The 25190-nt window shown below is 37.9% G+C and carries 24 protein-coding genes; all 24 read right to left on the reverse strand.

The features are described from left to right. Positions 1-12 precede the first annotated feature (12 nt). Entirely contained in the window at positions 13-846 is an 834-nt protein-coding gene (locus OCV61_RS04070) for a hypothetical protein (RefSeq protein ID WP_158420782.1), read from the reverse strand. A gap of 36 nt (positions 847-882) precedes the next feature. Beyond that, positions 883-1392, reverse strand: coding sequence for a GtrA family protein (locus OCV61_RS04075; protein WP_158420783.1), 510 nt, complete (start codon positions 1390-1392; stop codon positions 883-885). Between the two features lie 63 nt (positions 1393-1455). Further along, on the reverse strand, positions 1456-2010 hold the full coding sequence (locus tag OCV61_RS04080) for a GNAT family N-acetyltransferase (RefSeq protein ID WP_158420784.1): 555 nt from the start codon (positions 2008-2010) through the stop codon (positions 1456-1458). Next, the gene (locus tag OCV61_RS04085; RefSeq protein ID WP_158420785.1) at positions 2007-3116 is read right to left on the reverse strand and encodes a DegT/DnrJ/EryC1/StrS family aminotransferase; all 1110 of its coding nucleotides are present in this window, start codon (positions 3114-3116) and stop codon (positions 2007-2009) included. The genes OCV61_RS04080 and OCV61_RS04085 overlap by 4 nt, the downstream gene beginning before the upstream one ends. Further along, a complete protein-coding gene (locus OCV61_RS04090) occupies positions 3116-4066 on the reverse strand; it encodes a glycosyltransferase family 2 protein (RefSeq protein WP_158420786.1) in 951 nt (316 codons plus the stop codon). Before OCV61_RS04090 ends, OCV61_RS04085 begins: the two co-directional genes overlap by 1 nt. Next, complete coding sequence (locus OCV61_RS04095; protein WP_158420787.1) at positions 4063-4500, reverse strand: sugar 3,4-ketoisomerase; 438 nt, start codon at positions 4498-4500, stop codon at positions 4063-4065. The genes OCV61_RS04090 and OCV61_RS04095 overlap by 4 nt, the downstream gene beginning before the upstream one ends. Positions 4501-4529: 29 nt before the next feature. Further along, the gene (locus OCV61_RS04100) at positions 4530-6200 is read right to left on the reverse strand and encodes a hypothetical protein (RefSeq protein ID WP_158420788.1); all 1671 of its coding nucleotides are present in this window, start codon (positions 6198-6200) and stop codon (positions 4530-4532) included. 345 nt (positions 6201-6545) lie between these two features. Further along, positions 6546-8165 (reverse strand): acyltransferase family protein, encoded by a 1620-nt coding sequence (locus tag OCV61_RS04105; RefSeq protein WP_158420789.1) that lies wholly within the window; start codon positions 8163-8165, stop codon positions 6546-6548. A gap of 15 nt (positions 8166-8180) precedes the next feature. Beyond that, positions 8181-8819, reverse strand: coding sequence for a D-sedoheptulose-7-phosphate isomerase (locus tag OCV61_RS04110; RefSeq protein ID WP_158420790.1), 639 nt, complete (start codon positions 8817-8819; stop codon positions 8181-8183). A 2-nt stretch (positions 8820-8821) separates the two neighbouring features. Further along, the gene (gmhB, locus tag OCV61_RS04115; RefSeq protein WP_158420791.1) at positions 8822-9391 is read right to left on the reverse strand and encodes a D-glycero-beta-D-manno-heptose 1,7-bisphosphate 7-phosphatase; all 570 of its coding nucleotides are present in this window, start codon (positions 9389-9391) and stop codon (positions 8822-8824) included. Next, on the reverse strand, positions 9388-10464 hold the full coding sequence (locus OCV61_RS04120) for a GHMP family kinase ATP-binding protein (protein ID WP_158420792.1): 1077 nt from the start codon (positions 10462-10464) through the stop codon (positions 9388-9390). The genes gmhB and OCV61_RS04120 overlap by 4 nt, the downstream gene beginning before the upstream one ends. Positions 10465-10477: 13 nt before the next feature. Then, entirely contained in the window at positions 10478-11188 is a 711-nt protein-coding gene (locus tag OCV61_RS04125; protein ID WP_158420793.1) for a nucleotidyltransferase family protein, read from the reverse strand. 12 nt (positions 11189-11200) lie between these two features. Then, on the reverse strand, positions 11201-15274 hold the full coding sequence (locus tag OCV61_RS04130) for a glycosyltransferase (RefSeq protein ID WP_158420794.1): 4074 nt from the start codon (positions 15272-15274) through the stop codon (positions 11201-11203). Continuing rightward, entirely contained in the window at positions 15271-16689 is a 1419-nt protein-coding gene (locus tag OCV61_RS04135) for an ABC transporter ATP-binding protein (RefSeq protein ID WP_158420795.1), read from the reverse strand. The genes OCV61_RS04130 and OCV61_RS04135 overlap by 4 nt, the downstream gene beginning before the upstream one ends. After that, on the reverse strand, positions 16689-17465 hold the full coding sequence (locus OCV61_RS04140; RefSeq protein WP_158420796.1) for an ABC transporter permease: 777 nt from the start codon (positions 17463-17465) through the stop codon (positions 16689-16691). Before OCV61_RS04140 ends, OCV61_RS04135 begins: the two co-directional genes overlap by 1 nt. Continuing rightward, positions 17462-18700, reverse strand: a complete 1239-nt coding sequence (locus OCV61_RS04145) for a glycosyltransferase (protein WP_158420797.1) — start codon at positions 18698-18700, stop codon at positions 17462-17464. Before OCV61_RS04145 ends, OCV61_RS04140 begins: the two co-directional genes overlap by 4 nt. Before the next feature lie 105 nt (positions 18701-18805). After that, the gene (locus OCV61_RS04150) at positions 18806-19681 is read right to left on the reverse strand and encodes a glycosyltransferase family 2 protein (protein WP_158420798.1); all 876 of its coding nucleotides are present in this window, start codon (positions 19679-19681) and stop codon (positions 18806-18808) included. 146 nt (positions 19682-19827) lie between these two features. Next, the gene (locus OCV61_RS04155; protein WP_158420799.1) at positions 19828-20820 is read right to left on the reverse strand and encodes a glycosyltransferase family 2 protein; all 993 of its coding nucleotides are present in this window, start codon (positions 20818-20820) and stop codon (positions 19828-19830) included. Between the two features lie 175 nt (positions 20821-20995). Beyond that, positions 20996-21781: a glycosyltransferase family 2 protein gene (locus tag OCV61_RS04160; RefSeq protein WP_158420800.1), complete on the reverse strand. Its 786-nt coding sequence runs from the start codon at positions 21779-21781 to the stop codon at positions 20996-20998. 36 nt (positions 21782-21817) lie between these two features. Next, positions 21818-22549, reverse strand: a complete 732-nt coding sequence (locus tag OCV61_RS04165; RefSeq protein ID WP_173727102.1) for a type II toxin-antitoxin system PemK/MazF family toxin — start codon at positions 22547-22549, stop codon at positions 21818-21820. Further along, on the reverse strand, positions 22536-22709 hold the full coding sequence (locus OCV61_RS04170; RefSeq protein WP_173727103.1) for a hypothetical protein: 174 nt from the start codon (positions 22707-22709) through the stop codon (positions 22536-22538). Before OCV61_RS04170 ends, OCV61_RS04165 begins: the two co-directional genes overlap by 14 nt. A 132-nt stretch (positions 22710-22841) precedes the next feature. Then, positions 22842-23261 carry a DUF2304 domain-containing protein gene (locus OCV61_RS04175; protein ID WP_158420802.1) on the reverse strand — a complete coding sequence of 140 codons (420 nt, stop codon included), beginning with the start codon at positions 23259-23261 and terminating at the stop codon, positions 22842-22844. Between the two features lie 14 nt (positions 23262-23275). Continuing rightward, positions 23276-23968, reverse strand: coding sequence for a glycosyltransferase family 2 protein (locus OCV61_RS04180; RefSeq protein WP_288219173.1), 693 nt, complete (start codon positions 23966-23968; stop codon positions 23276-23278). Continuing rightward, positions 23962-25176, reverse strand: coding sequence for a glycosyltransferase family protein (locus OCV61_RS04185; RefSeq protein WP_158420804.1), 1215 nt, complete (start codon positions 25174-25176; stop codon positions 23962-23964). The genes OCV61_RS04180 and OCV61_RS04185 overlap by 7 nt, the downstream gene beginning before the upstream one ends. Positions 25177-25190: the final 14 nt, after the last annotated feature.

Raw genomic sequence — 25190 nt, forward strand, 5'->3', positions numbered from 1 at the left:
GAATGATATCATCTAGCGGTACTTCGTACCGTTAAAAATGGAATAGCCGTTCCGCAGTAGCGGAACTGGCATTCCGTTTGAGCGTAATTTGCATGCCAAAACAGTAAATATACATACCAATATAAACTTTTTAAATGCTGTAAATAGGTTTTTAATTACTGTCTGATCTTTAGAATACGAAAAATACAATGTATAAGGAACCAGAAACAAAAACAGATCCATAAACATCTCCGGATATCCGCCCATAAGAAGTTGGGCAGCACAAAAACCAGCTGCCAGAGCAAATACGACCTGCTTTTTTTCAAGATAAGAACGTACAAACAGAAATACATATGGGATCCATGCAGCAGAAATAATAATCATAATATGCTGGGCATTTCCTATAAACACACCGCTGCAGCAATACAACAGCCCGACCAGGAATCCTGCCCACTGCTTTCCTGACGATTTCTGACCATTTTCACTTAATTCCTGCCCTGCAAGAAGAAACATTCCAAAACCGCCAATAGCGATATGGATTGCATATGAAAAAGCTACTGTTGTTGGCGTATAACCAAACCATGCCAAAATGAGGGTAATAAAATACCATACCGGTGTTCCCAATACAGCATAAGCCGGAGTCCCATAACGCATTAGGGGATTCCATAACGGCAACGTATGGTTAGCTATTGCCTCTGACATTAACACCTGAGAAGGATATTCTGCATCCCAAATATCATATTTCATCAGGTTTTCCCCTATCAGCAGAGACCAGTTCAGCAAAAAACTAACTGCCAGGAACAGTAAAAAGATTCCCGCATAGTTCCATGCCTTTCCTTTAAAAGCTATCCCCTTATTTTTTTCCATATCTCTTTTCCTCATTTCCCATTTATCCTACTATTCTTACTTTTTGAATGCCCAGAATTTATTCATAATAAAATTCAACGGTACACTGATCAGCAAATTGACGATTGGAGCGATCATCTTTGAAATTCCCAGGATCTGAACCCATAAAACAGACAAAACCGTATTCAGGAACAGTCCGGTAAATGCATATGAAATATATGTCTTTATCAGTGCCTTATACCAGGACACTGCCTCGCCATCCTCGCTGTTAAACACATATTTACGATTCCAGTAAAACGACCAAAGCACACTAAGCACAAATGCAATGACCTGTGCGATCAAATAGTCTGTCTTCACAAACCATCCGTTTTTTTGGAAAAGAAGCAGCGAAATCACATATATCACATAAGATACAAACGTATTGCTGAGTCCCACAATTCCAAATTTAATAAATTGCAGAAATCCCTGCCATTTTTCTTCACTTATATGAAGGTGGAGTATCTTAAACACAACAAACCCTGCTGCTTTCTCAATAAATTTCCATACACTGCCTGCGATTTTCTCCATAACCAAACTCTCTTTTTCCTTCACTCTCTTGTATCTAACTGAATGCTTCTACTGCACATTCCCTTACATCTTTATTTCTTCTGTATATCCATTAACCTCTGTCAGTCTTTTTTCATCGATCCAGATTTCATCTTCGATTCCACCTACCGATGCCGGGTGACTCCCACATACCTGGAAGCCAATCTTCAGATAGCTTTTATATGCAGCCTGATTCTCCTGATGAACAGATGCAATGATCTTCTTTAATCCCATTTTTCTAAATGCTACCATCATGGCCAATACAAAGCTTTTGCCACCGATGCCATGACCTCTGGCTTCCATATCTCCCACCTGTAGCCGTCCGATCTCAGCCTGTTCTTCCCGAAAATCATATAAAGACAGACTTCCCACCATACGGTGTAGATGTTCTGTCTCTTCAATAGCAAATGCAATGGTATCATTATCTTTTAAATAAGATTCATACCACTTTTCCTGCATTTCTGGCGTAATATGATCAATCTTTCTAAGGAAGCGGGTCTGTGTGGCGTCATTGCGCCACACCCGCAGATTCTCGATATCTTTCCGCTCCAAAGGACGGAGCATAATGTTTTCATAAGAAGCATGATACTGATGATTCACAGTCCTTCACCCTTTCCAAATTCATTCAAACATTTGATTACAAAATCCTGCTCTTCTTCTGTCATTCCATTATAAAGCGGAATAGACAGCACTTCTTTTGCATACTGTTCTGTAATAGGCAAAGCCCCTTCTTTCATTCCCAGATACTGATACGCCTCTGATAAATGCGGAGGAATCGGATAGTGGATAATTGTCCCGATCTCTCTTTCATTCAGATATTGGATCAATTCGTCTCTTCTCTCACAATGAATCACAAACTGATGCCATACAGTAGTTGCACCTTCACGAATCTTGGGAAGATGGATCAAAGGATTCGTAATTTCTTTCAGATACCTTTCACAAAGGCTGGTCTTTTCTTTCGTCAATTCTTCCAGGTGGCCAAGTCTTACCCTGAGAAGTCCGGCCTGAAGCTCATCTAATCTGGAATTGGCACCTACCACCTTGTTATGGTAACGCTTTTCACTTCCATAATTACGGAAGATCCTTACATCCTGCGCAATCTTATCATCATTTGTTACAATGGCTCCTGCATCTCCAAATGCTCCTAGATTCTTGGACGGATAAAAAGAAAAACAACCAATATCCCCAAAGGTTCCTGTCATTTTCCCGTCAAAGCAGGCGCCATGAGACTGTGCACAGTCTTCTACCAGCCGCAGATCATACTTCTTTGCAAGCTCCACAACTGGTTTCATATTGGATGCCTGTCCGTATAAATGAACAACCAGAATGGCTTTTGTCCTATCTGTAATCTTCTCTTCTATTTTGGACGCATCAATATTGTTGTATTCATCCGGCTCAACAAATATGGGGGTTGCACCGTTAATGGTGATGCCCATAACACTGGCAATATAGGTATTCCCCTGCACGATCACTTCATCCCCTTTTCCTATTCCCAGAACACGGAATGCGATCCACAAAGCATCCAGTCCACTTGCCAGACCTACACAATGTTTTGCCCCTTCATATTGAGCAAATTCATTTTCAAAAGATTTCACTTCATTTCCAAGTACATACCAGCCGGATCTTAACACCTGTAGAGCTTTATCCTCAAATTCCTGCTGATACATTTCAAATCCACGATCCATTCTATTGGGCATGATCTTCATTATTGTTCATTCCTCCCATCTTTATCCACAACCTTATTTTCTTCTTCCACAATATAAGTGGGTCTGTTCCTGGAAGCATCAAAAGTCCTCCACAAATATCCACCCAGAATCCCCAATGTGACCATAATAATTCCAAAGCTGAGAAGATTAAAAATAAACAGTGTAGTCCAACCACTAACCTGTATCAATCCCATCAGCTTACAGATCAATACGAGAATCCCCCAGACCACAGCACCTATAAAAGATACCGTTCCAATACCTGTAACTAGCGTAATCGGCAGAGTGGAGAAGCTGAATAAGGTATCTGCCACCAGACGCACCTTTTTCTTAAATGTCCATTTGCTTGTTCCAATCTCTCTTTCCAGACGTACATACGGAATTTCTTCTGTTTTAAACCCACTCCACAGGATCTGCCCGGTAAGAGCGCTGTTTCTCTCATCCAGAGCCAGAAGCACCTGTATCACCTTCCGATCCAGCAGATACACATCAAAGCCGCCTTTTGGCATGTTGGACAGAGCTGCCTTTCGTACCATCCAATAATATGTATTGGCAAAAAGCTTAGTTCCAAAGCTTTCATTCCTGTCTTTTCGTACAGCCAGGACTACGTTATTGCCCTTCTTCCAGCTTTCCACCATTTTCAGGATCAGTTCTGTAGGCTCCTGAAGATCTGCTGCCTTTACAACTGCACAATCTCCGGTACTTTTCTCAAGCCCGCACAAAATCGCCGCATGAGAGCCGAAATTACGAGAAAGGCTTACAATCTTTATATTTGGGTCCTGATCAGCCAGCTTCTGCATCACTCCATAGCTATTGTCTTTGGAACCGTCATTCACCATAACGATCTCATATTCATAATCAATGGCATCAATAAACTTTTCTTTTATATCCTTATAAAGAGGTATCAGATTATCCTCATTATAATAAACCGGTATTACTATCGAAACCTTCATGCTTTTTCTCCACCATTACCTTCTGTACGTTTCACGATTTTGACAAACTCATCATAATCACGGATATATTCATCCGGATCGTAATGCTCACTTGCAAGTACCAGAAGAACAGAATCTTCTGAAAAATCATACATATCTTTCCATACCATCTGTGGAAGATAAATTCCTGTATGCGGGCGGTTCAAGCTGAAAACAGCTTCATTCCCAAGTCCGTCCTTAACCTTCACTTTACTTTTCCCTGCAACATTAATCAGTACAAATTGACTTTTTAAATTAGCATGCTGTCCTCTGACTACATCTGTATCTGAACCATAGATATAAAAAATACGTTTAATATCGAAAGGTATATCTTTATGCCCTTCAACAATTACAAGATGTCCCCTCTCGTCTCCTTTTTGCGGAAACTCCAGCATTTTAACACCATTTTCACTCATATTGGATCCTCCTTTGTTTCATTTATCCATTATACTTCACTTTTGTGTATATCTTTTTTATCGTATATGCCTCGATAAATGTAATAATCTCCATCCTTCTGTGGGCTCTCTACAGGATCTAAATAAATGTATTGCTTCCAGCCCACTTTCATTGCACATGTATCACTGATCTGTGTACGTGAAAATGCAACATAATTCCCATTTTCCTTGTCTACAACCGTAAATAGTTCAGCTGAAGTCGCATACAATTGAAGAGGACCGGCATGATCAGCCCGAAGCACTGAAATATTTTTCCCCTGCAGCTGTGCATAATCAGTCCAGTAAGAATCATGAACTGCAAGGGTATTATACGCCTGATATATTTCTTTTGAGCAAATCTCTTTTCCATTGTATTCATTTATCGTATCTGTTCTGAAAAGGGCTTCAATATTTTCAAGTCTGGTAAAATCATAATCCATTTCTCTTGAAAAAATATCATTTTCAAGCTGGATTGCGCAGCCAAGACTAAGAATGCCTACCAGCATCACAACACTAATCACCTTTTTGAAACGAATAAACCGTGTAAGTCCCCAAACAATATAAGAAAACGCCAAGGTCATAACAAAATAAGAGAAATAAGAAACCGGAAGTGAAATAAATCCCTGCTCCCCTACATTTCCCTGATACATCTTAGATACTGAAATAGGTAAAAAAGGCAAAACGGCACAACCGAGCAACATTACAAGAATCAGCAAGCTTTTCCCTAATTCCTTTTTCTCTTTTTCAACTTCTTTTCTGAAGATTTTCCATAATGCATATCCAGCAATCATCAAGATTGCAATCACTCTTATAACACCTTCTGTAGACAACCAGTGTTTATAATAGTTAAACAGATATAAATATTTATCTGAAAGGAACAACCCCCCTGGTACAGCGCTGCGCAGCAGATTCTTGATGATCACGAGAGAAGCCTTCAGATTAAATCCTATCTGTGTACCATCATATTGAGAAGGAAAGATCTTTCCGGTGACTACATAACATGCCAGAAAAACACATCCCACAATAATCGGCACCAGACACGGCTTTATATTCTCTTTTATTTTTTTCCAGCTGTACATATGCCTTTCGGTAATTCCCAAAAGAAGAAATACCGGTGTGTATGTAATAAAAGCCTCATAACTACAGCACACGATCCAAAACAGGATCATAGCTATAATCATATATTTTTTCTTTTCTGTACGGAGATAATAAATATAAAGTAATAAAGATACATATAATAATGTAAGCGGTATCCCATATAAAGTCACATAGGCATTCGGAAGTGTGGGTTCGAAAGAAAGTGGCATAAACAATGCCAGTAATACTGTCACTATACCTGTCAGAGTCTTTTTATGAAAAATCTCTTCTGTCAGTTTTGCAAATAATCCAATATTGGATATAACTGTAAGAACCTGCAAGATTCGAAAGCAATATCTTGATTTTCCGATATACCCCAGAATCTGTGTCACAGGCACTACCAGGCAAGACATAGCCCGTCCTTTTCCCTGAAGAAGTTCTGTATATGAATGAGTCAAAAATTCCTTTACCCCTCGCATACTCCAATATCTTGCAAGAAGCTCATCATTATGCATTATTCCTAATGTAAGCAATGGGAAAAAAAGTAAAACGGTACCAACTACCATCAAAAAAATGAAGCACTGATTTCTTTTCTTTTCTTCCATATTATTCTCCTTTCATACTATAATAATATCTATCGTAACGAACCTTATTTTACCCATTTAATTTAGCAGAATAACCTTAAATATTGTTAATACTATATAAAATCAGTCATACATCTTATACGCTTTCTTATAAAATACTATTATAATCTTAAAATTCACTTTGGGCAAAACTCGCAAAATATAAAAAAACATATTAAGTTAAACTTAATCCACGCCAAATCCATTAAGATTTTCTCAAAGTTCAATTCTACTAATCTGCAATTTATTTTAAATATAGACAAACCTACAAATGGTATTGTTCCAACAATTTGTTCAAATTATTTTTCAGCGTCATTGCAACTCCTGCTATTTAAATATAATTTCATTCACAAGACTACTTTTTTCTCTTTGATCCGCCTCATTTTCATCAGGCATGTAAATACCATTAAATACTATTTTTATATTAAGTATTTCTCCAACTCTGTATCCATGGGAAGATGATATGTTTCCTTCATACAACCAATTTCTATCATCTTTTAATTCTTTTTCAAACACTTCCTCATCATTTATTTCTATTTTAATATCAGTAACCATATCAAATTCTTTAGGAACATAACCGGACATGTATATCTGATTCCAATTACCTTTTTTTACTTCAATACTTCCCTCTTTTGCTATCCAGCGATAAGTTTCCTCTCCTTGTGGTAGCCATCCTTCATCAAAAATCACATTTTTATTACCTGCATATGGGAATGTTATCTCTAATGATTTCCAATAACCAATATATGAAATCGCTATATAGCTCCATATTCCACATAAAAAAAATATGCACATCATCTTGAAAGTATATTGTATTGTTTTGTTACTATTTTCTTCGATTTCTACAACAGATTTTTCTGCTCTCTTAAATACTCTATTCCATAGTTTTTCCCATCCATTTTTCTTTCCAAGCAAGAAAGAAAAAAAATTATTTTTATTTACTATTTTCCATAATTCCATACTAAAAGCCACAGAAAAAACAGTAATAAAAAGCCAATATTTTTTTATTGAATCGGCTGGAGTTGTCAACTGGACTTCTTGCATTGTAATTATTCCCAATTTAGCCAATATCAAGAATAATATTTTAAACGCCATAAAGTGAAATACTAAAATTCCGAATGTACTTTTTCCAATTTCGATCAACGGTTTTTTCATTCTGTCATTAAGAAGTTTAACCAAACAACACGAAATCACTATTAACAATAAACTTCCCAATACTCCTGAACAATAATTTAAAACAATATTCCCAAATTTTTTGCTCGGATAATCCACTGTTGCGTCAAAATATTTTTGTGCAAAATATAAATATCCGCAAACAGCCACTCCTATTCCCACCAATTTGCCAGTTGAAATATCATCAATTTTTTTCCCTGATCTCATAATCTGACCAGTAGCAAAAAAGCCTTGTCCTATGAATGCCAAATTAATAGCATTAAACAGACTATTTTCTACACAAAAATATCCAAACACAAATAAAGAAAGAGAAAATACAGCATATAAAATTCCGTTTTTATTACCACAAATCATGTAAATAATTCGTTGACATATTTCAACTTGCATCAGAACCACTATAAACCATGTAGCCCCAAGCCACCAAACATAGTTCGTTCCTTCACAAACAAAGTTTTTTATTGTATCTATAAAACCTATATATCCACCATCATAAAAAACACTATAAACAGACGTTGCATTAAGTATTGCCATCAAGGCAGCTCCCATTATAGTCAAAAATAAAAGCGGGATATACAACGAGTATATTTTTTTGTATACATAATGAACCGCACTGTCTCTGTCAAAATTGGTCGTATAGCCTGAAATGAAGAAAAAAGCGGCCATATGGAATTGGTAAATATAATTATTAAATGCACCTGTTGCATGACCTACAACAACTAATATGATTCCCAGTGCTTTATATATATCTACCCATTCAATTCGCTTTTTCTCCATCCTAAAACTCTCTCCTTAAAAAAATCTCTCTTCCAACATCAAACACAATGCATGATAAACCGGTAAATGAAGTTCCTGAATCTTAAATGTCTCCATTTCATTCACAACAATAGCAACATCCACTTTATCTTTCAGTTTTCCGCCGTCTTTGCCTGTCAGTGCAATAGTCTTCATCCCTTTTGCACGTGCAACAATAGCTGCATAATTTACGTTTACTGAATTTCCGGATGTGGAAATTCCAAGAAAAACATCTCCCGGGTTTCCGTATCCCTGTACCTCCTGTGCCAGAATCAAAAGACCATCTACATCATTAAGAAATGCAGTGTTCAAGCCAATATTCATATTCAAGGACAAAGCAGGTAAAGTACCTTCAAGCTTCTCGGCCAATACACTTCCCATTTCCGGATCCAGCTGGATCATCTTGTTTTTTAAATCTTCTTCCAACGGCCGTCTTTTAATAAAGCTTTTCATAAGCTCGCCAACAATATGCTCCGCATCTGCTGCGCTTCCACCGTTTCCAGCCACTAGCAGTTTGTTCCCATTTAGATAGCACTCTTCCAGCACTTTATAAGCCTGGTAAATATCGTCCTTACTGGATTCCAACACTGGATATCTTTCAATTAAATTGTTGAAAATTTCTTCAATTTTGCTCATAATTATCTCAGTCCTTTACATACAATATTATTTACTGCATCATATAGATCATCTGCTATATATTGAAACAAATGGAATCCTTCCTTTTCCAATTGGCTTCCATATCCAGTTCTTACCAAAATCGTTTTCAAATGGAAATTGTTCCCAGCCTTAATGTCTCCTATATTGTCACCAATCATCCATGAATCCTCGATATCAACATCAAAGTCCTCACAGGCTTTTTCAAACAGTCCTGTTTCCGGTTTTCGACAATGACATTTCATTTTATATTTTCCTATGCCTGCATCCGGATGATGTGGACAATAATAAAATCCGTCTATATGTGCTTTATATTTACTCAGTTGTTCATTAACATATTGATGCAATTTTATTACATCATCTTCTGAATAATAGCCTCTCGCAACACCAGCCTGATTGGACACCACGATTACCTGATATCCGGCATTATTCAATCTTGCAATAGCTTCCGGAACTTTTGGAATAAATTCAAATTCTTCTGGACGATATAAGTAATTCTTCTCTACATTAATAGTTCCGTCCCTGTCCAGAAACACAGTTTTTCTGCCACTCATAATTTGAAATCAAACCGTCCTTCCGGAATCTGAACTTTAATATCCTGGTAATCCCACCGATTACTATCCATCGTCCATGCCTGAGCTCCGCGAAGTTCAAAATTCCAGTCTGCCAACTGACCTCCTGCTTTTTCCATTCTTTCAGCAACTTTATGCTTTACATTATACGGGCAATACATTAAAAGATAACCGCCACCACCAGCACCAAGCAGCTTTCCTCCAAGTGCACCAGCTTTGACCGCTTCCTCGTATAATTCATCGATTTTGGGATTGGTAATCTTATTGCTCATACGTTTCTTGCTATTCCAGCCATAGTCCAGTAATTTTCCAAAACTGTTAAGGTTTCCTTTTAATAATTCATCTTTCATAGCATAAGCTAACGCCTTTACCTCTGTCATGGCAGCCACTGCATCTGTCTCTTTTTTCTTATAATTATTCACCTGATCTGAAATAATATTGGCAGATACATGAATGTTCCCAGTATAGCAAAGCAGCAGATTATATTGAAGTTCATGTATAATATCTTTTTTGATTCGAAGTGGATTTACTACCACATCATTTTTCCCATGAAATTCAATAAAATTAAAACCACCAAAGGTAGCAGCATATTGATCCTGATAACCGCCTGAAATCCCAAGTACTTCTCGTTCCACATGGTATGCCAGATCTGCCATTTCATAAGCATCCATTGTAACGCCTTTCCACTTTGCCATTGCCATCAGCAAAGAGACCATGACCGTAGAGGAAGTTCCAAGACCAGAGCCTGGAGGCGCATCACACTGCAAGTAAACCTCGCACCCCTGATTAATATCCAGTGCATTTAAAGCAGCTTTTACTAAATCAAGTTTACCATCATATACATAATTTTCTTTCGCATTGTATTTAACAGTCATATCAAAATCCAGGGAATGAACTGTGATCTGATCATTTTCTTTGGGCAAGATTGAACAATATGCATATTTGTTAATCGTACTGCCTATTATGGCTCCACCATGTTCCACACAATATGGTTCCACATCTGTACCGCCACCGCCAAAACTAACTCTGAGTGGTGCTCTTCCTCTTATAATCATTGTTTACTCTCCGTTAAAATTCTATGTTTTTTTGTTCTACATCTTTAATAAACTTAAAATAATCGTCCGGCACACCAATGTCAATAAAATATCCTTCATTTACAACTGCACCAAGTTTTTTCTTTTCAGCCAACATTTGAGGAATAATTTCATTCTCCAGCGAACATTTTTTTCCTTCAGGAATTAAATCCAACACAGTTTTCCGCATTAAATAAATTCCTCCATTTATAACCCCGGAAATATGATCACTGACCTTTTCATTAAAACCAATAATCATATGGTTATCCAGTTTTACACTGCCGTATCTGGATACATCCGGAACCTTTCTCAAAACCAGTGCCATGTCCATATTTTCACTTTTATACAGATCAATTGCGTCACTGTAAGCAGCCTGATAAAATGTATCTGCATTCAAAACAAAAAACTCTGATTCTTTAATATACTGACCAGCATTTTTTATTGCGCCCGCAGTCCCTAACTGCTCTTTTTCGTAGGAATATTCAATATGCACGTCCAATTGCTCGCCGTTTCCAAAATACTCCTCCACCATTTCACCTTTGTAGCCAACAGCCAGAACAATATCGGTTATTCCATGTTTCTTTAACTCCAAAATCAAATATTCCATGAAAGGTTTCCCACATACGTCTGCCATAGGCTTGGGTCTGTCATTAACCACACTTTTCAGTCTCGTTCCAAGACCTCCTGCAAGAAGTACTGCCTGCATTTTTATGCTCCTTTATTCAAAATCCTCTTTTACTATGTTCCAAACTGCTTCAAGACTAAAATTCTGCTTTACAAGCTTCTGGTAGTCCTTAACGGTCTGTGCAAGGACAGTCTCATCCTGATATAACCGGATAACTGCATTTGCAAAATCTTCCGCATCATCAGCCACCTTAACAACTCTTTCAGGATCTGGAATACCCTCAATACCAACAGAAGTAGTTACCATAGGAGTACCATAGTATAAAGCTTCTACAACTTTGCCCTTTACCCCTGCTCCATATCGAAGCGGAACAACTACCAACCGACATGTATCATACAATCTGGCCAGTTCTTCTTCAGATACAAACCCTTTTACAATTATGCCATTTCCCTCTAGTTTTTCAATCTCTGGTGTTACAGAGGAGCCTACAATGTAAAATGGCATCTGAATCTTCTGGCGAATAAGCGGATATATTTCTTTTGCAAACCAAAGTACAGCATCTGCATTTGGTGGATGTCCAAACCCGCCTACAAATACAATTCCCTCTCTTTTCGCAAAGTCCATTGGAATGTTATTTCTAAATTGCTCATATACATATGCTGTGATGGCTTTCACAGGAATGGTTGCATCAATTTTATGAATTGCTTCTTCCTCAACATAAGAAGGATAATAACTGATATCAGCTTTGCGCATAATATACAATTCCTTTTCCAGCCATTCATCAGATTCATTCTTTTTCTCAATGTCACCAGTCAGTTCATATTCCCGCTGAAGTCTTAAAAAATGCAGATCATGTCCATAGTATATACACTTAATATCCGTATTTTCTCTGATGAAATCAATATATTTGATTGTAATATGTGGTCTGTTTAAATAAGCAAAATCAATGCACTTCTTGTTCTCCAAAAGCCATTCCTGCCAATGTTGTGCATACCACGGACCATAAAGTACTTCGATTCCCATTTGCTGAAGAATAGTTGTATAAGGTTCTTGCTGGTAGAAGTTGTCACCAATAAATTTTACCATATATCCTTTTTCAACAAACATTCTTAAGTACTGGATAGTTGTTTTAGATCCGGCATCTTTGTCAAACTGTGGCACATAATGGTCAACCACCAGAATGGTCTTTTTATTTTGACTTCTTTCTCTGGCTTTAAATACAAATTGACCACATTCATATTGTTTGTCCAGTTCATCTTTCCAGCGCTTCTTCATTTTAATGCTGTTTTCCACCTGATATTGTTTAATCCCCGTATTCAAATCCGTTCCATTTGATTTCCCCTCAAAATGAACTACCACGGATAATGGCTGATATACTACCCGATATCCGGCTTTTCTGACTCTAAATGCAAGATCCGAATCCTCACAATACGCAGGTGCAAAATACTCATCAAAGCCCCCTAATTCTTCCCACAGACTTCTTCTTATCAGGATTGAAGCACCAGAAATGTAATCCACATCTCTGACATAGTTATATTCTGGTTTCGTGGCATCATCGTTTCTGCCGTAATTCCACCCACTTCCATCACGCCAGATAATCCCACCGGCTTCCTGGAGCGTTCCGTCAGCATATACAAGTTTGGAGCCTGCCATTCCGATCGTTTGATCTTTTTCGCAAAGATCAACAAGCGGCTTTAACCAATTATCCTGTACCTGGGTATCATTATTTAAGAATAAAACATATTTCCCCTTGGCTTTTTGGGCAGCATTATTGCAATTGCGAAGGAACAACATATTACTTGGAGTTCTGGCAATTATAAGATTCTCAACAACAGAAGCTATCTTTGTTGTCAAGTCATTCGAGCAATCGTCTGCTAAAATAACCTCATAAGATACGTTTTCACTGTTTTCTAAAATTGATTTTATACAATAATATGTATAAGTAAACTGGTTGTATGCTGGGATGACAATAGATACTGTTGGATGATCATACTGTGGAAGTTTCAATACTTCACATTCGTGAATATCTGTGATTTCATCATATATTTTTTCATCTACATCAACTTTTATCTGTTTCAGTTCTCCCTGGTGATAATCGCGCATTAAGTGTTCATAAGCGCCCTTAATCCCTTCATTCTTTACATAACCATACGCAATTTTTAATTCTTGCATATTCACATGTGTCATCATGCGACCAAAAGCATAAAGATTTCTTCCGATGAATCTTGGGAATATCATAATACAATCATAAGTATGGCAGATGAAGCGCATGATTTTGTACATCTTTGAATGTACGATTGCATCTCGTTCTCTTTCAGCTGGAAGGAGCATCTCAATGTGTCCTTTTTTATTAAGAATCTCCTGCCTAAGTTCAATCTCCATCTCTTTAAATTGATTTAACTCATGCTCGCTTTTATTCAGTTCATCTTGCAAATCAGTTATTTCACTTAAAAGTTTCTGATTTTCCATTTTTAATATATGCTCTGTTGTTTCAAGTTCACGTTCCGTTTTTTCTTTTGCACTCTGTAAACATGCTATTTTATTTTTAACTGTCCATTCATCATTAAAGCGATTGCAATATCCTCCATCCCCATAAAAATCAGTCTGTCTATACAGAACTTTAGACCATATATGGCTTTCAAGAGCATTAAAAACCGAAGTTTCTTTTCCAATATTCAAATAATTCCAAATTTCCTGTAAACTAATATCTGTTTTTTCCTGGAGACGTGAATATGCAGAATTCACAGCATAATACAAAATAAAATTAAGCGGAACATTGTCAAAACACCATTCTTGATCATAAAAAATAAACTTACCATTTTCATAAAAGCTATTATAAAATGTCAGATCAACAAAACCTTTTTCAAGTATTGGTCCCATTTGATATTCTGAAACATCGATGTTCAATTCATCTACAATACTTTTGTCAAAAACCATGTCACTTGACTTCACAAGCTCAGTTCTAAATTCTTCCAAGAAAGAGAATAATCCAGAACGATCATTATTTCTCAATAATTTTCCAAAATAATCTTGTGCACTCACGCCGTGATATGCATCACATTTTAAGGTGTTCCCTTCACGTACATACCCTAAAATATCAATGCCCCTTTGCTTTAAGAATTCTGTATTATAGTAAATATTATCAATATGTTGTACTGCTTGTTCATGCATTGGTATTTTATAAATAGATCCATCATTGTACAAAACAGTACTGACTCTATATATTTTTTTCACTTCTCCTTTACTAGAAACATAAATCACTTTTCTTTCCTTTTTTTGCTGTAAACTACACTCTACCAAATATGAATTAGCAAAAAAATCCAGCACATTATTTTCCAGAATATCTTTGTATAAATATTTTTCATTCATAGTTAGCAAACTATTTTTTGAATAAGTAAACGAGACTTTTTGCAAGTTAAGATAATCTGGTTTGTACTCATCTGTTGCGATAATTTCAGGAAATTTATAATCGGGCAGAACATAATAAAATCGCTTATTCTTAAAACCTACATTATTCAACAATTGTTCTAATTCACTCTTGGAAAAAGTCCTTGGAGTATGTTTCTGCTCATATCCTTCCAATCCCACATATGGTTCTTGTAAATGATCCTCAGAGCCACCCACCCAATATTTTAATCCAGTTTTATTCTCAATTGCAAACAATAGAACCCCATCAGGTTTCAAAAAGCTTTTTGCCTTCTCAATGAAATCATTATATGGATTTGATGATTCTAAAAACACATCTGCATATTCAAGCACACCAATAAATACAACATAATCAAATTTTTGAGGACTTTCCCATTTTAAAATATCCTCAGTAACAATCTTAAGATTCTTTCTCTCTGAATAACGTGCTTTAATAACAGAAGCACGTGCTTCACTCATTTCTACAGAAACAACACTCTTAGCTTTCTCACACAATAAACCAGTCAATGCCCCCATACCTGCTCCGACTTCCAGGACATCTGCATCTTTCTTAAAGGGATACCAGTTCAAAATGTTCCATCGAACTGAGGAAAACGTATTATTCACAGTATATTCACTACACTTTCCAATGTAATCCTGAACTGTATCTTCCGGATATCGTTGAGCGATATCCAACATTTTATTTTCTGTAGTTTCACCATCGGAATATACAATTTTATCATTCTGATTTTTTACAATCATACTTTTTCTCCATTTTTATTAATCCAAGAATGTTTCATCGTTACCAAGCCATATTCTCTTTGCTCTTCTTTATTCACTTTAAATTGTATTAAACTGTATATATTATCAAATACTTCATCAACTTCACTACGAATTCTTACATCCAGAAAATATATTCCACCAAGCAAATTCAAAGAATCAATAGTGAACTCTACATCTCCATTTTTCCCAGATAAATAGTAACTTCCTGTTGAATCTTTACTTGTTGCTCCATAGCAATATAGCCAATCATTTCTTGTTATTCCAATAATGAAATTAAGTTTAATTCCAATCTGTTCCGCACTATATTTCATTTTAATAACAATTTTCTCTCCCGGGTTAAATTCCAGGCGTTCATTTCCTTTTGCATCCAGTAGCTTAACCTCTGTGAACTTTACTTTCCAGTTTCCTTCTCTTCTAGCATCTGGTCCACACTGGGTTGCTATATCATGGCAACTGGCCTTTCTTTTTTTCTCTTCACGTTTCTTTTCTTCTAATAATTGTTTCTGTTTTTCTTCTTCCTTTTGTTTTCTTTCCTGTAATATCTTCTGTTCTTTTTGTTGCTGTTCCGTCTCTTTCTTACGCTTCTCTTCTTCTAACTCTCGTTTCTTCTGTTCCTCAAGCTCCATCCTATATTCAAGTTCTGCACGTTCCAACCTGGATTCTTCCATCTTTTCCAAATATTCCTTGCAAACTTTTCTGGCTGGTCCATCATCACGAATACGTCCCTCATCAATCCAGATAGCACGGTCACATAGTCTTTCCACCTGTCCTAAAGCATGAGACACAATAACGATTGTTGTTCCTTGATCCTTCAAACTTTTCAGTTTATTAAAGCATTTTGTCTGAAAAGCATTATCCCCAACAGCCAGGATCTCATCAATCAGCAAAATATCTGCATCTACATTAATGGCAACAGAAAAAGCCAGACGCATATACATACCGGATGAATAAGTTCTGACTGGATTATCAATAAATTCCTCTAACTCAGAGAAACGAATTATATCATTCAATCTTTGATCCACTTCTTTTGCTTTAATTCCAAAAATAGAAGCATTAATATAAATATTCTCTCTTCCACTCATGTCTGGGTGAAATCCAGCCCCCAATTCAATAAGGCTGCATACACGTCCCTGAATATCTATAGTTCCTCCATTAGGACGCAGAATCTTAGTGAGCAGCTTTAAGGTCGTGCTTTTTCCACAACCGTTTTTACCTATCAGTCCAACAGATTCGCCTTTCTTCACATCAAAGCTGATCCCCCTCAGGACCTCACGCATCTCATATTTATTTCTATTAAGGTGTATCAGCCTTTCACGAAGCATATGCCCTTTATCTTTATATACTTTAAAATGTTTTTGTACATTTCGTACTTCAATGGCATTGTCTGATTTCATTACAATTCCTCCGCAAAATTTCCTTCAAGGTGAGTAAAAACAACTTCACCAATCAGCAAAATTATAATTCCAAAAGTATACATTCCGATCCATGTTAAGGCAGTCGGAAGCTGATGATAATATAATAAATTGTGATAAGAAGTTATTACCAAAGTCATAGGATTTAACAGTAAAATGTGTCCTACAAATGCAGGAATTGCGTCAATTGCATACATGATCGGCGTTGCCCAAATCCAGGCTTGCAAAAGTACACCTACAATATATTCCATGTCTCTAAGGTAAACCGTTACAGCTGAAAAAAACAACGTCAGTCCCAGTGCAAGCAAATACTCTGCCAACATTACGGCTGGCACTAATAACAGGTGCCATGAAATCCCCACATGCGAGAATACTAAAAAGCCAAACACAACCACAGATGCTAATAGCATATTTACAAATTTAGCTGTGACAGAAGCAATTGTTAAAACTTCCCGTGGAAAATAGATTTTCTTTGTCATATCAGAATTGCAGACAATACAGCCCGCTCCCTGTCCCAATGCTTCTGTAAAGAAGTTCCAAGGGATAATACCTGTCATTAGATAAATATAATAATTTTCAATGTTACTTGGAAAAATCAAAGTAAACACAATTGTATAAATCACAATTTGGAAAAATGGATTTAAAAACGTCCACAACATACCCAATACAGATTTCTGATATCTCCCACGTAACTCCCTCCTAACAAGACTATATATCATATCACGATAATCATAGATCGTTCTTATTCTTTCTATCATCGACTGTAATTCTCCTTAACACACAAATCATTTTCTATTATATTAATCAAATCATCTAAGCGAGATGCCATATGATATTTTTTCTTTATAAATCTCTTGCTATTTAAAGATAGTTCTTCTCCCAAATGTCGGTCACTTAACAGCCTTCTTATACTATCAGCATACTCATCTGGACTGGAGCATAATATATACTCTTTTTCATTCACAGCCTCAATTCCTTCAATCCCAATTTCATTTGTCAGTACAGGAATTCCAGCTGACATAGCCTCAAGAATCTTTACTTTTATTCCTGCACCAAGCTTTAGCGGTGCTACCAGACAGATGCAGCTGCTAAAATATTTTGCCATATCGCTTGTATATCCAAGAATTTTAACAGCTTTTGATTCTTTTTTCTTTAAAATTTCCGGTGGATTGCTGCCGGCAATCAAAAATCTTACATTTAACTCCTGAAGCTTCGGCATAACATTGTCCACAAACCAAATAGCACTTAAGTAGTTCTCCTCTCGGCTCATGGCACCAAAGAAAAGAATATCTCGCCCTTCAATCTTTCTTTGCACTTCGCTATAATCGTCAAAGTAAGGCATTGATGTAAATATTTGCTTCTCAGGCAAACCATTCTGAACTAGCAATGCTGTATCTTTCGGATTGTTTGTAACAATCAAATCTACCTGTTTTAACCAGTTTGTTTCCAGATTCCTAATTCTCTCATACCTGGTTTTCCAGAAAAACTTCTGGTATGGTGATTCTGCTTTTCTCCATTTTCTCATATATCCCAAAAAAGTAACATCTTCTTCAATTGATATACTTTTACAATCAGGAAATTGTTTTCGCAGCATTGTAAGAAAAGCCAGGGAAAAAGTCCATTGCAGGATAACAATATCTGGCTTCTCTCCACTTTTAATATACTCCATAACCATTTTTTCGATATGGCTTCTTTCATAATCCAGGCATATACCAGCATATTTATCAAATGGATTCACGTAAGACCATGCACTTCTTGCTCTTCTTTCAAACTGTTTTCCTTTTGATTTGTCCATCACAAAAACATGATTCTTTATTCCATACTGTTCTAAATCTAATAATCTTTCTTCTTTTTTTAAACACAATGAAAGTAGTGTAATATCAAATTTCCCGCTTTGATGAAAATATTTAACATAAAAATTATGAACCTTCCCACCCGCATGATCAGCTTTATCATATGGAGCATACGGCGATATCCATAATATTTTTTTCATTTTATCACCTGTTTCATGTTTTAAAAATACACACAATCTATTTTATTTTAACATGTCCACTATCAAAAAGCAATAAAAGCGCTAGTATTTACTCATCCTTACACATCATTTCTCCAACATGCCCAAATAAACCTCACAGGCGGCGGCAGTTTTCTCCAACATAAAACGGATTCTCTTCTTCTGTTTGTGATAGCTTTTTTTCGTTGCAGCACCACTTTCATGTTTTACTGTCATAGCTGGATCATATACGATTTTATAGGCTTTTCGCTTGCAGCGCAGTGCCAGTATATATTCCTCGTAAAAAAACTGGGTTTCCGGGTCAAAAGCCTTATCTTCCTTTTCCACAAATAAAGGAGTAAAAATCAAACAGGCGCCAAATGGAATAATGTCTGTCTGGATCTGACGACTGAGAGTGGTCTGTTTTTCTCTATTGGCTATTTTTGATTTTTCTGCTTTTTTAAGCATGTGGTGAACAACTGGATACAGGACTGGGTAAAATCGAAGTGCCAACTGATTCATCTTTACAGTATAAGCAGCCTCTTTTTTTGTGCGGAGCCTGGTATCCATAGGGTTCTGATGCTCACCAGTTCCCTGATGGATCACATCAGGTCCAAGAACATGGCATGGACGATTACTATAACTGCTTTCCAGTATGCTGATAAAATTCTTTTGTATAAACTCAATATCATTATTTAGCACAATGATATAGCCTGGGCCGAATTGTTCTTTTGCATACTGATAGCCCCGGTTATTGGCATATGAAAATCCTCCATTTTCCTTTATCTGTAAAACTTTAATCCGAGGATTTTCCTTATATTTCAGTAAAAGTTCATTTCTTTCTGCTTCTGAATCATGAATATCATTATCCACGATCACAATTCTTATCCGTTCCTGCTGTTCCATTGCCAGAATCGATTGTACACAGATATCTGTCACCCTTGAATCCTTATAATGTAAAATTACAAAACTTACAAAATCCATTTACGTCCCCTGTCTCATGCAAAAATGCTTTCTCATTTCCTGAAAAATCCGTTTTTAAAGCATATTGATTATAGCCTATCTGCAAATAAAATCAATGTGACTGTTCCATATAAATACCCTTATCACTACAAATCAACTTCCATTATCTATCTCTTATTGCTTATCAGCCATCCAAATAGCGGAAGAAGCCTGGTTTTTATCAAGATCATCAGTGCCTTTACTGCAGCTTTCTGGGTAAATGGGATATCCACTTCAGCGGTCAGTCTGGCTTTACTGTTCTTCCAATAATGTGGAAAATACGACTCCACTGTGGTATTTATATAATCACATAACTCTCTTGTTTTTTCTTTGCTTGCTCCCAGTGCCAGCTGGAATAAGCAGGTAGCAAGTATTCTCAATACAAATAATTCAAAAAATTCCGGACTGTTCGCCATTCCCACTTCCCACACCTTGGTAAGCGTAGCATCCAACCCCTTATAGGGTAAAGAATACTTTTCCAGACCTTTGAAATTATGTCTTGCAGAAGATTCATGCTGTACGTAGTAATACCCGCATTCCGGTATCGTATTAATTCTCGGACATACTGCACTGAAAAACAGAGAAATCGGCATATCCTCACCACGTTCCCCACTTTGGAAATGGACATCATATTTTTTCCACAATTCTCTCCGGTACAGATGAGAACATACAGCTGAAATTCTGAAAGTCCATTCTTCATTCTCCATGCGTTTATACACACCTGGAACGATCCTTTCCAATTCTTTTCCACCTTCGTCCACATAAGTCAGTCCACAGATTACCATGTCCAGCTTTTCTTTTTCTGCAAGATTATATATTTTTTCAATATAGTTGTTTTTCAGATAATCATCCCCGTCAACAAATGTAATGTATTTTCCTGTTGCTTTGTTCATTCCCCGGTTTCTTGCAACAGCAACTCCCTGGTTTTTCTGTTCTATTAAAAAAATCCGTGAGTCTTCTCTATTCAGCTTTTCCAGGATTTCTCCACTTTTGTCTGTACTGCCATCATTAATCACAATGACTTCAAAATTTTCAAAAGTTTGATTCAAGACGGATTGAATACATTTTTCTATGTATTGTTCATTGTTATAAACAGGAATGATAATGGACACTTCAGGCATGATTTTCTCCTTATATATGGCTGTGCTGCATATTTCCTTGCAAAATCAAATATGTAGGTGAATGCATTACGTATTTATATCATAGCATTTGTTATAATACTTGTGAATCTCAAATATGACCATTCTAACATAGAAAAAGAGTCTTGCAAAGAACCAAGACTCCATACATTATTCGTTACTTTTCATAACTCTTATATCCGATCTTATAGAACCGCATCAGAAGCTTCACCACCGATGCCGGCCAGAACTTCCCGAACATCTCCAGTTCTTCCCTGGTCTTCTCCTGATTCTTCAGACAAGCCTTTGTAGTGGCGCCATCGTGTATCCTGTAGTAGAACAATTCTTTAGGAATATAGGTAAATCTTCCCTTTTTCCTGGCAATCTGGACAAACACATCCCAGTCCAGTGCGTAATGATAGCCAGACTGGAAAATGCTTTTCCCAAGTATAGCCTTATGATAGCACACAGACGGACAGCAGATCCCGTTTCCCAGTGACTGCACTCCCAGCTTGACCCAGCGCTTGTCTGCCAGAAAGGGAAGCCTGAGCGGCAGCTTCATGATCTGCTTGATCAAAAGACTTACATCCCACCGAACCTGCTGGTGTTGGTTGATGATGCGGTAATCCGTCATGGCGATCAGTGTATCCGGATGCTTTCCCAGATACTGATCCATATATTTCAGATAATCCCGATGATAAATATCATCCTGATGGGTAATCGTCACGTATTCTGTCTCAGCCTGGTCATAGGCATAATTCCAGTCATCCTGCAGGCTGCTGGTGCCTTCTCTCACGTAATATGGCAGGTGATATTTCTCTGCCAGATCACGGATGTAGTCGCTGGGTGTGGATGTGCATACGATCACCCTGGACTTTGCCGACTGCTGTACTACAGACCGGATGCTTTTCTCAAGATATGGGGATTCCCCATATGCACATACTGCAAATGTATGACTGATCATAAGCCTCTAACCTGCCTTTTGTCTTGATTTCTCCACCTATTTGCATTTTGTCTTCACAAAAGCAACAATGTCATCATTTTTATCCATCACATTACTATCTGCTTCTAATTCTTCAATAGATTTCCAAGCATATTTCTTACCGTCCAGTTCAAAAATATCGCCTTTCATGCATTCTGGTACATCATTCAATGCAAGACTGTACAGTATATGTTTATATTGCTTATACACTTGATCACTTTCAGAATATTTACAATGGGGAGCACTGGTAATGTATGATGTTGTAACTTGCATTTTAACCAAATCACTTGCATGCTTATCTATATTTTCCTTGTTTGGATCTTCTGTTCGGTAATATGGAAATAACCAACATTTCCATCTCTCATCATAAACCTGCAAATACTTACCCGTCGGATTTGTAATAGCCAATAGAGAAAATTCATGATATTTTTCTGACAAATGTTCTGTAACCAACTGCGTTATTTTCAATAGGTCACTTTCAGACAAATCACCGATTTTCTTTTCCATTCGCCATTCATCCATTTGAATGATCCTGTCAATTCTTGCCCATGATTCTCTTGTCAATCCAGCTTCTTGCCAATCATCAATTCTAATACTGTACGGATTTTTCTTAGCTTTACTCGTAACCATCATGGCAAGAACAGCAATGGTATTTTTATCAATGACAATCGCTGGCCTGCGCTTTGATACTTTTATCTCCTGAAATGGGAACTGAGTCCACCATACTTCACCTAAATTATATTTTCCCATCTTTTTTCTCTCCTTGTTTATAAATCTCATCCCACTGATCTTCTTGCATCCACTCATCATCTAACGCTATATCATCTGCCTTCTCAGCACTTGCATATAATCTGTCTCTATTTAATTCAATAAAACGCTTGAAATCATTTATCTCTTTTACCATTTTCATGAATGCTCCTTTCCTATCAATGTGACAATTGATAAATTTCCATTTCCTTATCAAAACAAGGCATATAAAATAGTTCTTGGCAGGCCATCTCACAGCGATTCGATTCCATATAATTATTTCTGCTTTTCTTTCTCAGGATTGCTTTCCTGATTCTCCCTCTATCTCTCCCTCACGTTCTTCCAGCTCACGGGTGATCTCCTCATCGTCATTCAGGCGGCGGTTGGCTGCCTTGGAGCGAAGCGCCACTTCGGCGGACAGGATAGAAATCTTCTCCTCCAGCTGGGACACGATAAGTGATAAAGTAAAGATCTTTTCTACCAGAAGGAAGATGATGATCACAAATACCAGGTTGGAGGGTGACATAAAGCCAAGATGCTTGCTCAATTCAAAGCAGATTTCCGGAAAAATGGCAAGGATAAGCAATACCGCTGCAAAAAAGATCCAGAAAATGGCATCTTCCATTTTGACCTTAAACTTCCGGATCTGCCGCAGGATCCAGATCACTGTAATCAATGCTGCTACTACCAGCAGCGCCCTTAATGTAATGGTCATGGTCTACTCTCCTTTCACCTTTTCCGTACCCACTGGAACAGCAGGATAGAGAAAAGCATTTTCATCATATACCACACGGAATTTTTGAAATTCAGGTAGCTGACTCCTGCAATACGTTCAGACATGTGTACCTGCACCTCACGGATATCAACTCCACAGTTCAACAGGTATGCCAGGGTATCCGGCTCCGGGCTGTAATGCATGTTATAACCGAAATGCTTGATCATCTTCTTGTTGAACAGGCGCATGCCGGAGGTCACATCCCCGATATACTTGCCGCCTGTTGTCAGCCAGATGGCTGTTGTAATGATCTGGCTGCCGATCATACGTGAGTTGATGGGCTTACGCTCTGTCTTGAATCTGGAGCCGATCACGATATCACAGCCGGTCTGCTCCATCTCATCGATCATATCTGCAATATATGCGGGATCATGCTGTCCGTCTCCGTCCAGCTGTAGTACATAATCATAGCCGTAATAATTGGCATAGCGCATGCCGCTTTTCACAGCTCCGGAAAGCCCGGTATTAACCGGAAGATCCATGAAATTATAGCCTCTTCGGGCACAGATCTTACGTGTATCGTCGGTGGAGCCGTCATTGATCACCACATAATCATACTGGGGATAATTCCGGATCAGATTGTCCACCACTGTTTCTATACATCCTGCCTCATTGTAGGCAGGAATGATAATGAGTATTTTCATAATTCTCCTTGCTGCTTAGCCGTCTTCGTATGTCTGTATTTTTCTTCGATCTTAAGAAGCTCCCTGGCTCTCGCCTCAAAGGAATACTGCTCCCGGATCAGCGGCCACTGCTTTGCCACCTTCTCTTTGATCTCATCATAATGTGTCTCCAGCTGCATGATGCAATCATCAAACTCTTCTTTATTATTATAGTAAAGAACTGCGTCTGGAAAGATCTCCTTCAGTTCTTCACAATAATCTGAGATCACAGGCAGTCCGCAGGCCAGCGCATCAAAAATACGGTTATTTACAAACTGGTAATCCAGCATATCCTTCCAATGGTCATTCAAGGTAGCCTTTGCACTGCGGTACAGATCCGGGATCTGACTGTTCTCAATGGATGTATCCTGAACCATGCCCTTATTCTGTCCCAGCATAGCCTTCCAGCCGCTGCCCCAGATCTTAAGAGGAAGCTGATTCTGGGCAGACCAGATCACGCATCGTCTGGCAACGCCTCTGGAATTGCCTATAAAAATATAGTCTCCCTTAGCCTGTACTGCGCTCTGGTCATCTCCGGACTCCTCCGCCGGATAAAACAGCTCTGTATCTGTACACTGAAGAAGCGGCAGTACCGGCACTTTTACCTTTTCCTGCAAACATTTGGCATAGTAATTAGAGCTTACACATACTACGTCATATAATTCATATTCCTCCGGAGTGATCATCTCCGGATGGCTGATATTCCACATAATGTACAAACATCTGGCATTCCGCCTGTCAGGTCTGTAGAAATGACAGCCTCGAAGCACCAGTACCACATCTGCGTCTTCCTCGCAGCCCCAGTCCTCCCTGGTGTCTACCACTGTATACACGCCAAGTCTGTCCAGATAACGCTTCAGAGTCACTGCATATGCGTAATCTCCCCAGCGTACCTTTACCGGTCCTTCCGGCGCCGGGCACTTGATCACCCACAACGGCCTGCCTGCAGCTTCTGTGTGAAGCTGGGCATTACGCACCGGCCAGTCATCCCTGCGTCTGAACTCTTGCTCAATAAAAGCCTTCAGCTCTTCGATCGCTTTTGTCTGGGCAAGAGATGCTTTCTGAAGATCTCCGATCACCTTGCTCTGACGTTTATTTTCTTTTTCCATATCGCCAAGCTTCTTATCCAGGTAAGTCCTCGGCACCGGAACAATCCTTCTCAGCTTGTTCTTAATGGAAGCCCAAATCCCCATAATGTTACTCCTTT

The organism is Blautia ammoniilytica (genome assembly GCF_025566965.1).
Classification (GTDB): Bacteria; Bacillota; Clostridia; order Lachnospirales; family Lachnospiraceae; genus Blautia_A; species Blautia_A ammoniilytica.